This window comes from Nocardia sp. NPDC050175 (genome assembly GCF_044459885.1).
Taxonomy (GTDB): Bacteria; Actinomycetota; Actinomycetes; order Mycobacteriales; family Mycobacteriaceae; genus Nocardia.
This window is the reverse complement of the sequence record NZ_JBITJI010000023.1, coordinates 32,218-46,056: the sequence shown is the minus strand read 5'-3', so window position 1 is coordinate 46,056 and position 13,839 is coordinate 32,218. Positions and strand designations below refer to the sequence as shown.

General features: G+C 65.9%; 14 protein-coding genes. 6 read left to right on the top strand and 8 right to left on the bottom strand.

Translation table 11 applies throughout. The annotated features are described in order from the left end of the window. Positions 1-14: 14 nt before the first annotated feature. Positions 15-986: a sphingomyelin phosphodiesterase gene (gene sph, locus ACIBK2_RS44530; protein ID WP_396977119.1), complete on the bottom strand. Its 972-nt coding sequence runs from the start codon at positions 984-986 to the stop codon at positions 15-17. A 227-nt stretch (positions 987-1,213) separates the two neighbouring features. Beyond that, positions 1,214-2,272, bottom strand: a complete 1,059-nt coding sequence (locus ACIBK2_RS44525) for a metallophosphoesterase (protein WP_396977117.1) — start codon at positions 2,270-2,272, stop codon at positions 1,214-1,216. Between the two features lie 211 nt (positions 2,273-2,483). Here ACIBK2_RS44525 and ACIBK2_RS44520 point away from each other — a divergent pair, with 211 nt between their 5' ends. Further along, entirely contained in the window at positions 2,484-2,942 is a 459-nt protein-coding gene (locus ACIBK2_RS44520; RefSeq protein ID WP_396977115.1) for an SRPBCC family protein, read from the top strand. A gap of 91 nt (positions 2,943-3,033) precedes the next feature. Next, the gene (locus ACIBK2_RS44515; protein ID WP_396977113.1) at positions 3,034-3,588 is read left to right on the top strand and encodes a cysteine hydrolase family protein; all 555 of its coding nucleotides are present in this window, start codon (positions 3,034-3,036) and stop codon (positions 3,586-3,588) included. 121 nt (positions 3,589-3,709) lie between these two features. Here ACIBK2_RS44515 and ACIBK2_RS44510 read toward each other — a convergent pair whose 3' ends face one another. After that, positions 3,710-4,354 (bottom strand): hypothetical protein, encoded by a 645-nt coding sequence (locus ACIBK2_RS44510; protein WP_396977112.1) that lies wholly within the window; start codon positions 4,352-4,354, stop codon positions 3,710-3,712. Positions 4,355-4,901: 547 nt separating this feature from the next. Here ACIBK2_RS44510 and ACIBK2_RS44505 point away from each other — a divergent pair. From ACIBK2_RS44505 to ACIBK2_RS44490, 4 genes are all read left to right on the top strand, one after another. Further along, positions 4,902-6,017 (top strand): hypothetical protein, encoded by a 1,116-nt coding sequence (locus ACIBK2_RS44505; RefSeq protein ID WP_396977110.1) that lies wholly within the window; start codon positions 4,902-4,904, stop codon positions 6,015-6,017. A gap of 50 nt (positions 6,018-6,067) precedes the next feature. Then, entirely contained in the window at positions 6,068-7,048 is a 981-nt protein-coding gene (locus ACIBK2_RS44500) for a TauD/TfdA family dioxygenase (RefSeq protein WP_396977108.1), read from the top strand. Positions 7,049-7,093: 45 nt separating this feature from the next. Next, the gene (locus tag ACIBK2_RS44495) at positions 7,094-8,281 is read left to right on the top strand and encodes a methyltransferase (protein ID WP_396977107.1); all 1,188 of its coding nucleotides are present in this window, start codon (positions 7,094-7,096) and stop codon (positions 8,279-8,281) included. A gap of 75 nt (positions 8,282-8,356) precedes the next feature. After that, on the top strand, positions 8,357-8,809 hold the full coding sequence (locus ACIBK2_RS44490; RefSeq protein WP_396977105.1) for a hypothetical protein: 453 nt from the start codon (positions 8,357-8,359) through the stop codon (positions 8,807-8,809). Positions 8,810-8,812: 3 nt separating this feature from the next. On the opposite strand, the gene ACIBK2_RS44485 is transcribed toward ACIBK2_RS44490, so the two are convergent. From ACIBK2_RS44485 to ACIBK2_RS44465, 5 genes are read right to left on the bottom strand one after another with little or no spacing between them, the layout of a single operon-like run. Next, on the bottom strand, positions 8,813-9,490 hold the full coding sequence (locus ACIBK2_RS44485) for a GntR family transcriptional regulator (RefSeq protein ID WP_396977103.1): 678 nt from the start codon (positions 9,488-9,490) through the stop codon (positions 8,813-8,815). A 52-nt stretch (positions 9,491-9,542) separates the two neighbouring features. Further along, entirely contained in the window at positions 9,543-10,964 is a 1,422-nt protein-coding gene (locus ACIBK2_RS44480) for an amino acid permease (RefSeq protein WP_396977101.1), read from the bottom strand. Positions 10,965-11,003: 39 nt separating this feature from the next. Next, positions 11,004-12,005, bottom strand: coding sequence for a proline racemase family protein (locus tag ACIBK2_RS44475; protein WP_396977099.1), 1,002 nt, complete (start codon positions 12,003-12,005; stop codon positions 11,004-11,006). After that, a complete protein-coding gene (locus tag ACIBK2_RS44470) occupies positions 11,998-13,491 on the bottom strand; it encodes an FAD-dependent oxidoreductase (RefSeq protein WP_396977098.1) in 1,494 nt (497 codons plus the stop codon). The genes ACIBK2_RS44475 and ACIBK2_RS44470 overlap by 8 nt, the downstream gene beginning before the upstream one ends. Next, on the bottom strand, positions 13,488-13,736 hold the full coding sequence (locus ACIBK2_RS44465; protein ID WP_396977096.1) for a (2Fe-2S)-binding protein: 249 nt from the start codon (positions 13,734-13,736) through the stop codon (positions 13,488-13,490). Before ACIBK2_RS44465 ends, ACIBK2_RS44470 begins: the two co-directional genes overlap by 4 nt. Positions 13,737-13,839 lie beyond the last annotated feature (103 nt).

Genomic DNA, 13,839 nt, shown 5'->3' with positions numbered 1-13,839 from the left:
GTTCATTCAGCGGATCAGACGCCCGCGGTTACCGGGTAGTGGTCGGACAGGTTGGTGTAGGTGTAGTCCTTGCCCATGCTGGTTACCGTCCAGGCGGCGCAGGATTCCTTGACGACGCGGTTCTGCCAGCTCGCGGGCTTGGCGTGGCCCTTGCGGTGCAGGACGTAGTCGAGGTCTTCGCGGGGGTCGCTGGGGTAGCGGTAGTTCGCGATCGAGTTCTCCTTGGTGTCGAAGGAGTACGGGTGGCCGGTGCGGGCGGTGGCGGGCTCGAGGCGGGCGTCGGCGAGCATCGAGTTGTATTCGGCACTGTGCGAGTCGACGTTCAGATCGCCTGCCAGTAGCACCTGTTCGGTCGCGGGGATGTTCTTCGCGGCGAGAAAGGCGTCGATCTCCTTGAACTGCAACGACCTATCGCGCGCGGCCTCGCCGGCGCCACAACCGGAGTCGGTGGACTGGCTGTGCGTGCCGACCACGTGCACCTTGCTGCCGTTGACCGACAGCACCACGTAGGCGATGCCCTTGTTGGCCCACCAGTCGGCGCCGCAGGCATCGGCGAAGATGAACTGCTCCTTGCGGATGATCGGCCACTTGCTGAGGATGGTGACGCCGCCGTCCTCCGGTGTCGCGGCACTGTACTTGCCGCCGGTGGCGTCCCAGCCGTCCTTCGAACGGCCGACGACCGGCGTCTGATTCGGGTACTCCGCCTTGGCTTTCGCCTTCAGCGCGTCGGAGGCCTCGTTGTCGAACATCTCCTGCAGCACGACAACGTCGTTGCCCTTGAAGAAGTCGGTCTTCGGGATCTCCGCGGCCCGGTGGTCCTGGCCCCAGTTGGGGTACAGGTTCTTGCTCATCAGGAAGGTGTTGTACGTCAGCACCTTGAGCTCAGGGGTCGACGCGGGTGCTGCGGAGGCCTGCGGGGCACCCACCATGAGGGTGGTGGCGAGTGCGGCGATGATGCTGAGCCGGGTGGGCTTTGGTAGCGGCATGGCACTTCCTCGAATCTCATAGATTCCGGATCGGGCAGAAGTGATCCGACCAGGCGCCGATGACGCGTTCGTGACGTTTTCATGATCATCCGTCCGTTATCGGACGTCGGATCGATGGCAAACTGAACGAATCATCCTGAGCCGGGCCGTCTCTCGGGATTGTGCGGGGTAGCGCAAAGTGGCCCAACAAGTTTGACTTCACCTGCTGGGCTGCGAACTGGGGAAAATCAGCGTTGACGGACGTGGGTATAGGCCGGTCTCGCCGTGCCGTTCGCGGGATCGACGGTGTAGGCGTCGAGGGTGACCGCACCGCGTCGGATCTTGGCGATCATGAAGCCGAGACTCGAAAAGTCTTGCCAGAAAGACTGATTAGTGATCGCGGACGAACCGTCGTTCTGTTTGGCGGAGGCGCCGCAGATGATCTGCTGGGTGCCACGGGCCGCGCCGGCGGTGTCGAGGATCTGCAAGGTGTGGTCGTGGCCGGAGAGAATGTAATCCGCTCTCCCGCAGACGACCTCCTCGAAGAGCTCCTTCAGGTGCCTGCCGCTCATGTAGTCGCCGACGGTGACTCCGTCGTAAGCGCCTGCGTTGCCGTGCTTTCCGTTGTTGCGATACGGATGATGGGTCAGCACGATCTTCCACGTCGCACGGGATGCGGTCAGCGCGCGATCCAGCCACTGACGTTGCTGGCGCATGTAGGGCCCGTTCCACTGATAGTTCGGATCGGTCTGCAGCACCGTCGAGGAGACGGGAACGGTGTCCAGCGCGAAGAATTCGACCAGCGGCTCACCCGAGGCAGGCAGCGCCACCTGGTAATACCGGGACGGCATGTACCAGCGGGCGGAGCGCCGATGGTAGGCGACCTCGTGATCGCCCTTGCTCGGATTTCCGCCGCTGCCAGGGAAAGTCCCGCTGCAGTCGTGATTGCCGAGCACCATCAACCACGGCACGTCGATGCCCGCGTTGGGCTGTTCGAACTTCGTCGAGAACTCGTCGTCGTCATCGGTTTCCGCGCCGTCCTCGTAGATGTTGTCGCCGAGCCCCACCGCCAGCGACACCCCCTCGGCCTGGCAGATCCGCTTCGCCGCGGTGGCCACCGCGCGCTGCCCGGCCTCACCGGTACCCGCGTCACCGGTGATCAGCACGGTGATGTCCGGGCCCGTCGGCATCGGAAACTTGCTGTCCGCGTTGGCGATACCGGGTAGCGCCAGGCTCCCGGCGAGGACACTCGCGCCGACCAGCAGTCCGCGCCTGGAAATACACAGCTGGGTATAACGATCGTTCACTTACAGTCTCCCCTGTCCGGTGGATTGAAGTGACAACGTTTAACTGGGCTGAACGAACTGCGCGCGGTGAACATGGGACGAATCCCCCTCTTTCGGGCAAACAGGAGGTTGCGGACACCTCCGGGTCTGATGCACGGCCTGGCGACACGGGCGAGGTGATCGCGGCCGCACACCTGGCGCGAGTCGGCCGCGAGATGCTTCGATCAGGAGCATGACGGACAACATCGAGCCTTCGCGCACCGTGACCGCTGGCCGCGACATCGCGGCCACACCGGAACAGGTCTTCGAGCTGATCGCCGACCCGACACAGCAACCGCTGTGGGACGGCAACGAAAATCTGGCGAAAGCCGCGACGGAACAACGGATTCGCGCGTTGGGTGACGTATTCACCATGACACTCACCACCGGCGCCGACCGCGACAACCACATCGTCGAGTTCGAAGAGGGCCGTCGCATCGCCTGGCTGCCCTCTGTACCGGGCGAGCAGCCGCCGGGTCACCTGTGGCGCTGGGAAGTCGAGCCCATCGATGCGGCGCGCACCCGGGTCACCCACACCTACGACTGGTCGCAATTGACCGACGAGAAGCGCCAGGTCCGCGCCCGCGCCACCACCGCCGACAAACTGCGGGCCTCGCTCGACCGACTGGCCGAACTCGCCGAGCGTCGGTGAATTCGTTCGCCGGACATCTCGGGCCGACGGTAATTGTCGGTGGCCTGGTCTACCGTGATCCGCGTTGTCAGGCCAGCAGAGGAGACCATTCATGACCGTGCTGTCAGATCGACCCAACACCGCTTTGCTGGTGATCGACGTCCAGAACGGCGTCGTGGCCGAGGCGCACCAGCGGGACGCCGTCGTCGCCACCATCGCCGCGCTCATCGAGAAGGCGCGCGAGCAAGGTGTGCCGGTCGTCTGGATTCAGCACAACTCCGAGGAACTGGCGCGGGGGAGTGAGAGCTGGGAGTACGTCCCGGAGCTGGTTCGCCTGGAGTCGGAACCGTTGGTGCAGAAGATGTTCGGTGACTCCTTCGAGGATACCGACCTGGAAGAGGTGCTGTCGAAGGGTGGCATCGGACGCCTGATCGTGACCGGCGCCGAGACCGATGCCTGCGTCAGGTCGACGATCCACGGCGCTTTCGCCCGCGGCTACGACGTCACCCTCGTCGGTGACGCGCACACCACCTTCGACAAGAGTCAGTGGGGTGCCCCGCCGCCGGAGCAGGTCATCGCGCACACGAATCTTTACTGGCGCTACGAGGCGGCGCCGGGGCGCACTGCCGCAGTGGCGAACGCCGACGAGGTCGCCTTCACCAGCTGATCGATGCCGGTATCGGGCAACTGAGGATTCTACCCAGAGGGTGCGCATATCGAAGTGACGAAACCGCAAGGCCCGCATACAAAGTTCTGTATGTGGGCCCCGCGGCCGGATTCGAGCGGAGTTACGGGCCGACGGTGATCGGCTGCGACGGGTTGCTGGTGTTCGTCAATGCCAAGGTGGCCGAGACCGTTCCCGAGGTGGAATTCGTCGGGCAAAGGAAACCGCCGGTGATCTTGACCGGTGCCGAACCATTGCTGGTCACCTTCGACGGGTTTCCGTTCGTGAAGGTGCCTGGCACCGTCGCTGGCCCGTTCGGCGCGACAACGGTGGTGCAGGAGGCCAACCCGCTGTTGTGGACCGTCATTCCGCCCTGGGGAATCGTCAGGCTACCGACGATCGGCGATCCGTTCTGCACCGAGACCGACCAGGTGCCGGTGGTGGTCACGGTGGCGGTGAGGCCGGGCAGGTTGGTTGTGCAGTTGCTGATGCTCGGCGCCCCGATCTGCACCGTCACCGGGCCGCCAGGGTTCTGATTGTTCGGTGCCGCCGGCACCGTACCGGTCGCGGTGACGGTGTTGCAGGTGACCGTCACCGGGCCTGCTGTGGCCGTCACGGCTCCCACATTGACGGCCGAGACGGCAGCGCCGGCCGGGCCGACCGTGGTCGAGCCCGCGGCCTGTGCCGGACCGGCACCGAGGGCCACCGCGGCCGCTGTGCAACTCACCGCGGCGAGCGCCACCCGTGCGAAGAATAGATTGCTGAGCATTACACACTCCTTTTGAGCAAAGACAGTGAATCGAATGAACAACGTGGCAGCGAATTGAACATGCTGTCGATTTAAAAGTTACCGGCCATAACTACATGACATCAATAGCTGAGACGTCGGGTTACATCGAAATCATTAACTCCTGCTGGATTATCACATGCAGGGTAATCGGCGTAGAATGGCTCGAAAAGCCTGCTCAGCGAGACCCTTGGCCGCGCAAGGTAATTCGCGATCTTGGCAGGTGCTGGATGCCTGCTGAACGGTTTTACTAGCAAGATCTATTATTGCTGAATGGAGCTCTTATTGCACGGCAGAAAAAGCGCAGCCGCATCCATTTTGTGATGGCTTTGGATCGAAGACTGAGCACCGGGTAGACAGACCGGCGGCTACCTGCTGCACGCGATCAGCCGAACCGCGCCGCAGGCAGACCACCTAGCATCCGGGTCGATCGAGCCGCGCTCGAGATAGCTGACCGGACAACGGAATTCGTGGCATCGACCAATGCGACAACCCAGCGGAACGACCTTGTTCCGGATATCCTCATCGCATGGGTACCTCCGTGGCAGACCCGCATCCGCCCGTGGCCGTATTCCGGGGACTGAAGGACGGCGGAACCGTCCCAAAGCTGAACTCTCGTATTCGATCGGAAGCACAACGAACAGCGCGCACACTGACCGAAGTGCCGACGCACGCCGGTCCGAGTGAACGCACCGCGGCTCTGCAACGAGCGGCGGCCGCCGCAGGCGAGCTGGTCAACGCGCTGGCAGCGGAGGCAGGGGCCATCGTCGGCGAGAAGCTGCCCGCGGAATCGGTGAGCCAGTCGTTCTTTCGGGTCCGCGAGGTAGACCTGACCGACCAGCAGGCCGCCCTGCACGGCGTCCTGGTTGTCCACCGCGGTCTGCGTGACCTGTGTCGTGCGCCGCTGTCCGGTGCCGACTTGGCGGTGGAGGTCGCGGGAATGCGGCAGGCCGCGCTCGACCTCACCGGCGCCTCCGCCTCCGACGGGCCGCCCATCGAGGCTCTGCCCGACTCGCAAGCAACCGACAACATCTCGCTGGAGCGCGAGTGGACCGCGCGCTGGCTCGTCGGACACCAAGTCCACGTCCTGTTCAACATCTGCGCTGCGGTCGCGGTAACCGATGCCGCACAACATCTTCGCGATGGCGCGACCGAGGCCGCATTGGCCAGACTCGAACACGCGACCACCTACGTGCGTGGCTTCCCTGCGGCGATGACGCACGCCAGCACCATCCCGGTGGAGTACTACATGGCCTCGGTTCGACCGACCATGCAGCCGCCGGATGTCTCGATGCCGTTGAGCGGCCGCCAACATCGCGGCTACAAGACCTTCCGCGGCGCGATGAAAGACCTGCTCGCCGTGGTCCCGGACACCTTCACCGAGCTGCATGCCCGCGACCCGGAACTCGCCGAAGCCAGGGACGCGTTGCTCGAAGCCGACCTGGTGGACAGCGAACGCCATGTCACGCTGGCCTATTCGATGGTGCGGTTGCGGCGCTCCATCGCGCAGTTGCCTTCCGGCCCCGACAACGCCGTCGGCGAACTCCGGCTGATGCGGCACCGTCGCGCCGCCCAATACGCTCCGCTGATCCGCTTCGGCGACCACTACCTCGCCGACGTCATAACGACCCGCAGGCATCGCTGATCAGTCGAGAGTGATTCGCCGCCTTTATATTTCCGATCCAGGAGCGAGCGTTGACGTACGAGATCACCGAAACCGCTGCCGTCGATGTGGAATTGGCCCCTGGCGACACGGCTGAGATCGACCAGTTGGCGCGCGCGCTCTGCGGTGCGCAGGATCGGGTGGACGATCCCGAATGGGTCGCTCGCGCAAGGCATTCCTGGGATGCGCTGCCGCTTCCGCTGCGTCGCGGCGTGCGCGAATTCCGACGCCGTTCCGGCCTGCGCGGCACGCTGGTGATCAAGGGCCTGCCGGTCGACGAGGCGATGCTGCCCGCCACGCCGTCGACACCGGACTCGGTGCAGCGAGCGGCGACCGTCTCCGCCGCAGTCCTCACCATGCTGGCCTGCGGGCTCGGCGATCCCGCCGCCTACCTCGCCGAGAAGTCCGGCGCTCTCGTGCAGGACGTCGTGCCGGTGCGCGGCAAGGAGACCTTCTCGGGCAACGCCGGTTCGGTGCTGCTGACCTTCCACAACGAGAACGCCTTCCACCAGCACGAACCCGACTACGTACTGCTGCTGTGCCTGCGCGCCGACCACGACCGGATCGCCGGCCTGCGCACCGCCTGTCTGCGCGAAGTGCTGCCACTGCTGACATCCGCGAGCCGCGAAACGCTGTTCGCCCCGGAGTTCATCACCGCGCCGCCCCCGTCCTTCCCGTCGGACAGCGAAGCCCGCGCACCGAAACCCTTGCTGTCCGGCGCCATCGAAGACCCGGACATCCGCATGGCCACCATCGCGACCACCTCGCTCACCCCGCGCGCCGAAGCGGCACTGACCGAATTCGGCCAGGCCTGCAACACGGTCGCGCACATCACCCGACTCGCCCCCGGCGACCTCGTCATCGTGGACAATCGAGTCACCGTGCACGGCCGCACCGCCTTCCAACCCCGCTACGACGGCGCGGACCGCTGGGTACAACGCACGTTCGCCGTGGCCGACCTCCGCCGCTCCCGCGACCACCGCCCGGACGACGGCTACGTGATCGCCCGATGATCAGCAGCTAGTGGCCCGAGGTCAGTACATCTGAGGAGTTGCACGATGGCACATCCCAAGAGCCCGACCGAGGACCGCGCACCGGTGCCGGATCCGGCGATTCCCGCCGTGCTCGACCCGGCCCCCGGCTCGCGTAAGGGCGACCTGCGCCGCGAGCAGTTGCTGATGCGGGCATTTCAGAGCCGGATCGGCGGCCCGCTGCTGCGACTCTTCGCCGATCCACAACAGATCCTGGAGACCGGAATGGGGTTCTGGCCCTCCCGGGTCGTGCTCACCGCGGTCGAGTACGGCGTGTTCACCGAGCTGGCGGTGCGTCCGCTGTCGCAGCAGGAGCTGATGGACCGACTGGATTGGCAGCCGCGCGCGGCGGGCCCGTTCCTCAGCGCGCTGGTCGACATCGGTCTGCTGCGGCGCGATCGTGCTGGGATATATACGAATTCGCGGCAGGCCGCACTGTTCCTGGACCGCGCCAAGCCGAGCTACATCGGCGGGCTGATGGAGCTGTCGAGCACGCGACTCTACGACCTGTGGTCCGGACTGGGGGATCTGCTCCGGACCGGCAAGCCAGGAGCCGAAGAGGAACAGGGGGAGAGCGAATTCTTTTCCTCGCTCTACGGCGATCAAGTTGCGCTGCGAAAGTTCCTGGCGGGCATGACCGGAATCTCGACCGGCGAGGCGATGCTCATCGCCGCGCGCTTTCCGTGGCGACGGTTCCAGACCTTCTTGGATGTCGGTGCGGCCCAAGGGGCCCTGCCGGTCCGGATCGCGCTCACCCACTCCCACATCAGCGGCGTCAGCTACGACCTGCCCGCGGTGCAGCCGATCTTCGAGGAATACGTCGCGTCGTTCGGACTCGCCGACCGGATCCGGTTCGTGTCCGGTGACATGTTCGGCGGTCCGCTGCCCAGTGCGGACGTGATCAGCTTCGGCCACGTGCTGCACGGCTACAGCGAGACCGTGCGGCGCGAATTGATCGCCAAGGCCTACGAGGCCGTCCCGCCCGGCGGCGCACTGCTCGTCTACGACGCGATGACCGATCCCGGTCGCAAGAACAACCTGATCAGCTCCCTGTCGAGCTTGAACATCATGTTGGAGATGCGCGAAGGCTTCGAGGCCACCACCACCCAGTGCGCGGGCTGGCTGCGGGAAGCGGGCTTCGTGCACATCAAGAGGCAGCATCTGATCGGGCCCACATCAATGGTGTTCGGGCGCAAGCCAGGACGATTGGCGTAGTCGGTCGAACGACGGATACAGACCGGTCGCTGCGACCCCTACCGTTGGCCGTACATGGCTCAACTTAGGAACCGCATGTCAGGTCTGATCGCTCCCGCGAAGGTCGGCGTCGTGCTCACCGCCGCGGCACCGATCACCACGGTCGCCGCCGCGGTGCACATGGCGGCCACGAAGAAGCCGTCGTTCACCGAACGCAGGCTGCGGTACTTCAAGACGCCGGGGATCGGCGAGTTCTGGACGGTGCGCGCGCTGAATCCCGGCGACGCCCGCAGGCTGCTGACCGACCACGAGCCCGCGATGGCAATGCTGATCGACGCGGGCGATGATCTGCACATCCAAACGCTGTTCTATGCCGCGGGCAAGGGCACCCGGGTGTCGTTCATGGCGATCAATTACGACGTGCACGGGTTCCTCCAGATCAGCAGCGCGTTCTGGTGGGCCGACGCGCTGGCGAAGCGGACCGCCGATTACCTGCTGCAGTCGGAGGTGACCAGCGACCTCGAGACGCGAAAGATGCGCAGCCGATAGCGACTACGGGACGTCTTGGTCCGGTGCGTTCCCCGCCGCCCAGATGCCGCGAACGTGGCCGATGTGCTTGCGCAGGAACAGCTCTAGCTGCTCGTCGTGGCGCTGCTCGATCAGGTCGATGATCGTGTGGTGCTCCTGCGCCGACTTGTCCAGCTCGCCGCGCTCGACGAGCGCGGCGAGGCCGAACAGCCGGGTCTGCGCGCGCAGGTCGCCGACGATCTGCGACAGCCGCGGGTTGTGGCAGTAGTCCAGCAGCATCAGGTGGAACTGCCGGTCGGCGTCGACGTATTCGACCAGATCGCCCCGCTTGGCCGCATCGACGATCTTGTCGGCCTGATTCCGCAGTCCCGGAATATCGGACTCGGGGATATCGCCGACGATCGAGCGCACGCTCGGCGGCTCCAGCAGCATCCGGATCTTGGCGATCGAATCGAGATCGGCATCGGAGATCTCGGTGACCCGGAAACCCTTGTTCGGCACCGAGATCACCAGCCCCTGCTTGACCAGATCCAGCATCGCCTCGCGCACCGGCGTCGGCGAGACCCCGAAGCGCTCCGACAACCACGGCGCCGAGTACAACACCCCGGGCTCGAGCTCACCGGAGATGATCGCCGCCCGCAGCGCATCGGACACGTGATCGCGCAGCGTTGGCCGCTTGGGTATATCCAACCGTTCGATCATCAAAGGCGCTCCGGGTTTCTCCTGTGTGCGAGCACGACTTCTATCAGATTAGTTAACTTTCGAGGTCGTTCAGCTTCGACTGCCGGTAGCTGAAGGCTACGTACACGCCGAGGCCGAGTAGCAGCCAGACGACGAACCGCAGCCAGGTGACCCAGGTGAGGTGGCTGATCAGCCAGACGGAGAAGACGATGCCAATCAGCGGCACCACCGGCACCCATGGCGTGCGGAACGCGCGCTCGACCTCAGGGCGGGTCCGGCGCAGCCGCATGACACCGAGCGCCACCACGATGAACGCCATCAGGATGCCGACATTGGTGAGCTCGGCGGCCTCCCGGATCGGCAGGAAGCCGGCGATCAGCGCCGACACGACGCCGACCGGCCAGATCACCCGCGACGGCACCTTGCGCACCGGGCTGGACTTGGCGAAGTAGGACGGCAGCAGGCCGTCGCGGCTCATCGCGAAGCCGACCCTGGTCACCGCGAGCATATTGGCGAACGCCGAGGTGGTGACGCCGACGACCGCGCCGACCGCGATGATCAGGCCGAGGACGCCCATGCCGACCGAGTCGAACGCGCTGGAGAACGGCGAGGAGACATTGATGTCGGTGTAATTGACCATCCCGACGATGACGAGACAGACCAGCAGGTAGACCACAGACGCGATGCCGAGGCTGATCATGATCGCCTTGGGCATCAGCTTCTTGCCGTCCTTGGACTCCTCCGCCGCGGCGCTCATCGCGTCGTAGCCGTAGACCGCGAAGAAGGCCAGCGCCGCACCGGAAACCGCCCCGCCGACGCCGAACGGGAAGAACGGCTGATAGTTACCCGACTTGATATGAAATGCGCCCGCCACCACCACGATCGCGACGATCACCATCTTCAACGCGACGAGTCCCGTTTGCACACGGGCGGATTCGCGGGTGCCCCGTGACAGCAGGAACGCCAAGAGCAGGCAGAGCAGGACGGCGAACAGGTCGACCTTGTGCCCCGATCCGGTGCCCGGTGCGCCGAGCGCCCAAGTGGGCAAATCGAATCCGATGTAGTGGGTGATGTAGTTCAGGTACCCGGACACCGCGATCGCGACGACCGACACGATGGCGGTGTACTCCAGCAACAGATCCCAGCCGATCATGAAGCCGATGATCTCGCCGAGCGCCACATAGGAGTAGGTGTAAGCCGAACCGGCACGCGGGACCATGCCCGCGAATTCGGCGTAGCAGAGCCCGGCCGCACCGGACGCGATGATCGCGATGGCGAACGAGACCAGCACCGCCGGACCCGCGACCTCGTTGGCCACCACACCGGCCAGCGAGAACACCCCCGCGCCGACCAGTCCGCCGAGGCTCAGCGCGACCAGTTGCCACAGCCCCATGCTCCTTTTGAAATCGCCTGTGTCGGCGACGATTACCGGCATTCGGCGCATGACGCCGCTCTTGGTCAGCGGCGGGCGGGCGGGTCTGGTGACTGTCTTCATCGACGGCCTTTCGAGGAGCTGTGGAGCGGGTGGCGATGGTTAGAAGACGAAGCCCTCGGGGAAGGGATCGGTGGGGTCGAGGAGGTAGTTCGCGGTACCGGTGAGCCAGGCGCGGCCGGTGATGGTCGGCACGATCGCGGGGCGGTCGCCGACGGTGGTGGTTTCTACGGCGCGTGCGTAGAAGGTGGTGCCGATGAACGAATCGTTCCGCAGCACTTGGTCTTCGTTGAGGAAGCCGCGGGCGTGCTGGCGGGCGAGCAGGGCGGAGGTGCCGGTGCCGCAGGGGGAGCGGTCGAACCAGCCGGGGTGGATGGCCATGGCGTGGCGGGTGTGCGCCGGTTCGGATGCGGGGTCGAGGAACAGTACGTGTTTGCATCCGGCGATGCGCTCGTCCTCGAGGTGCACCGGGCGGCGGAACTCGTTGATGGAGGCCATGATTCGCAGGCCCGCGTCGAGGACGCGGTCCTTGTGCGCGCGGTCGAACGGCAGTCCGAGCTTGCCGAGGTCGACGATGGCGTAGAAGTTGCCGCCGTAGGCCATGTCGTAGCGCACCGTGCCGAGGCCGGGGACCTCGACCTCGTTGTCCAGGCTGTCGCAGTAGGCGGGCACATTGCGCAGGGTGACCGAATCCGCGTGGCCGCCGCTGACCGCGACCGAGGCGACGACGCGTCCGGCGGGAGTGTCGAGGCGGATCTCGGTGACCGGCTCGGTGACCGGCACCATGCCCGCCTCGACCAAGGCGGTCGCGACGCCGATGGTGCCGTGTCCGCACATCGGCAGCAGGCCGCTGACCTCGATGAACAGCACGCCGTAGTGACCGTCGTCGGTGGTCGCCTGCTGCAGGATGGCGCCGCTCATCGACGCGTGCCCGCGCGGCTCGTTGACCAGCAGCTTGCGCAATCCATCGAGGTGCTCGATGAAGTGGATTCGCTTGGCCGCCATGGTGTCACCGGGGATGGTGCCGACGCCGCCGGTGATCACCCGGGTCGGCATGCCCTCGGTGTGGGTGTCGATCGCGGAGATGATGGTGTTGCTACGCATCAGGACTGTCCTTCACTGTCGATTTGGGCGAGTTCACGCAAGCTGCCGCCTCCGGGCCTGCCACGCTCACCGCGTCACTGTCGATTTCGGCGAGCTCACGTAAGCGCACGGGAGCGGCCAGCGGACGCCAGGCGGGACTGGCTGCGGCGAGACCTGTTGTCGCGGTGGCCTCGTCGGCGGATGGTCGGCCGCGCAACGCCTCGATGTTCGCCGCGCACATCCGACCCTGGCACGGGCCGAGTCCGGCGCGGGTGGCCAGCTTGGCGGCGCGGTAGCCGTCGCCCGCGGCGCTGGACCAGGCGCTGGTCAGCTCGCCGCAGGTGGTGCCTTCGCAGCGGCAGATGACAGTGTCCGGTCGGGACCAAGTGAGCACGCCTGGCCGGATGGGATGCGCGGCCGCGAGGCGGGCCACGAACTGTTCGGACGTGCGATGGCGTGCCTGCAGCGCCCGGTCCGGGGCGGCGCCTGCAGCGGCCAGACCGGCGACGGTTCCCTCGACGGCAGCGACCTGGGCACCACCGATTCCGGTGATTTCCCCTGCGGCCCAAACACATTCGGCGCTGGTCTGCTGATTGTCGTCGACCTGCACGAAGCCGTTCGCGGTGAGCATCGCCCCGGCGGCGACGGCGAGCTCGTGCTGCGGGGTGAAGCCGTGCGAGACCGCGACCGCGTCCACCGGCACCGTGGTGTGGCTGCCGGGGATCGGCGTCCAGTTCTCGTCGAGCCGGGCGACGGTGGCTTCTTCCACTTGGCCGTCACCCGCGACCGCGACCACCGCGTGCGCGGTGCGTAACGGAATCCTGTGCCGCACACCGGATGCCACATATTCGATCAGTTCGAGGGCTTTGCTCGCACTGTGCCGGAGTTCCCAGGGCTTGGTGGCCCAGTGCTTGGCGATGCTGCGACCGGGGTTGGCCTCGAGCACCGCCCGCACCTGAGCTCCGTTCTCGGCCAGCGATTGTGCGACCGGAAGGAGGAACGGGCCGGTGCCGGAAAGCAATACGGACCGGCCGACCAGCAGCCGCTGTGTCTTCGCGAGAGTCTGTGCGGCACCGGCGGTATAGACGCCAGGCAGATCCCAACCGGGGAACGGGCATACCCGGTCGTAGGCGCCGGTGGCGAGAACCATTGCGTCGCCTTGCACTACGCGATGCTCCCGTCGGTCTCCTTCAACACCGATCAGCAAACGCACTGCGGGGCAACCACCTTCGAGATGCCGCTCGACCTGATACACGGCCGCCCACGGCAGGTACTCGCAGCGCGGGTGCTCGACCAGCAGGCGGGCACGGCGCGCGGCCGCGACATATCCGTGCCCGATGCTGAGCGGCTGACGAACTCCATACGCGGCCGGGATACGCCGGTTGTACTGCCCGCCGAGCGCCTCGTTCGAGTCGATCAGCGTCACCGTCGCGCCATGTCGCAGCGCGGATTCAGCCGCCGCGGTGCCTGCCGGACCGCCACCGATCACCACTACATGCCGGCTCATTGTGCGGCCGACCGGTTTTGCGTGGTGACGCTGTCGCCATCCCGAGCCGGACGACAGCACAGCCGAATATCCGGCACCCCGTTGACGGTGGCGACACAGTCGAAACACACACCAATGCCACAGAACACACCGCGCGGACCGCCGTTAGGCGCGGTGCGCCAATGCGAACGACCATCGGCCAACAACACCGTCGCAAGCGTCTGACCATGCACACCAGCAACAGGCGTGCCATCGACCGTCACCACCAGCGCCCGATCATCCCGCCCAACCGAATCACCCTCCGCCCCAACCAATCGCGCGCTCACCCCACCACCCCATCCCGACCGAAGGCGCCCTTCACCCCGTACA

Bases quoted from the DNA above. Each gene is read 5' to 3' on its own strand.
- ACIBK2_RS44520 (WP_396977115.1), top strand. From the start codon at position 2,484: ATGACGGACAACATCGAGCCTTCGCGCACCGTGACCGCTGGCCGCGAC.
- ACIBK2_RS44490 (WP_396977105.1), top strand. From the start codon at position 8,357: ATGTCAGGTCTGATCGCTCCCGCGAAGGTCGGCGTCGTGCTCACCGCC.
- ACIBK2_RS44485 (WP_396977103.1), bottom strand. From the start codon at position 9,490: ATGATCGAACGGTTGGATATACCCAAGCGGCCAACGCTGCGCGATCAC.
- sph (WP_396977119.1), bottom strand. From the start codon at position 986: ATGCCGCTACCAAAGCCCACCCGGCTCAGCATCATCGCCGCACTCGCC.
- ACIBK2_RS44510 (WP_396977112.1), bottom strand. From the start codon at position 4,354: ATGCTCAGCAATCTATTCTTCGCACGGGTGGCGCTCGCCGCGGTGAGT.
- ACIBK2_RS44515 (WP_396977113.1), top strand. From the start codon at position 3,034: ATGACCGTGCTGTCAGATCGACCCAACACCGCTTTGCTGGTGATCGAC.
- ACIBK2_RS44470 (WP_396977098.1), bottom strand. From the start codon at position 13,491: ATGAGCCGGCATGTAGTGGTGATCGGTGGCGGTCCGGCAGGCACCGCG.
- ACIBK2_RS44480 (WP_396977101.1), bottom strand. From the start codon at position 10,964: ATGAAGACAGTCACCAGACCCGCCCGCCCGCCGCTGACCAAGAGCGGC.
- ACIBK2_RS44505 (WP_396977110.1), top strand. From the start codon at position 4,902: ATGGGTACCTCCGTGGCAGACCCGCATCCGCCCGTGGCCGTATTCCGG.
- ACIBK2_RS44495 (WP_396977107.1), top strand. From the start codon at position 7,094: ATGGCACATCCCAAGAGCCCGACCGAGGACCGCGCACCGGTGCCGGAT.
- ACIBK2_RS44475 (WP_396977099.1), bottom strand. From the start codon at position 12,005: ATGCGTAGCAACACCATCATCTCCGCGATCGACACCCACACCGAGGGC.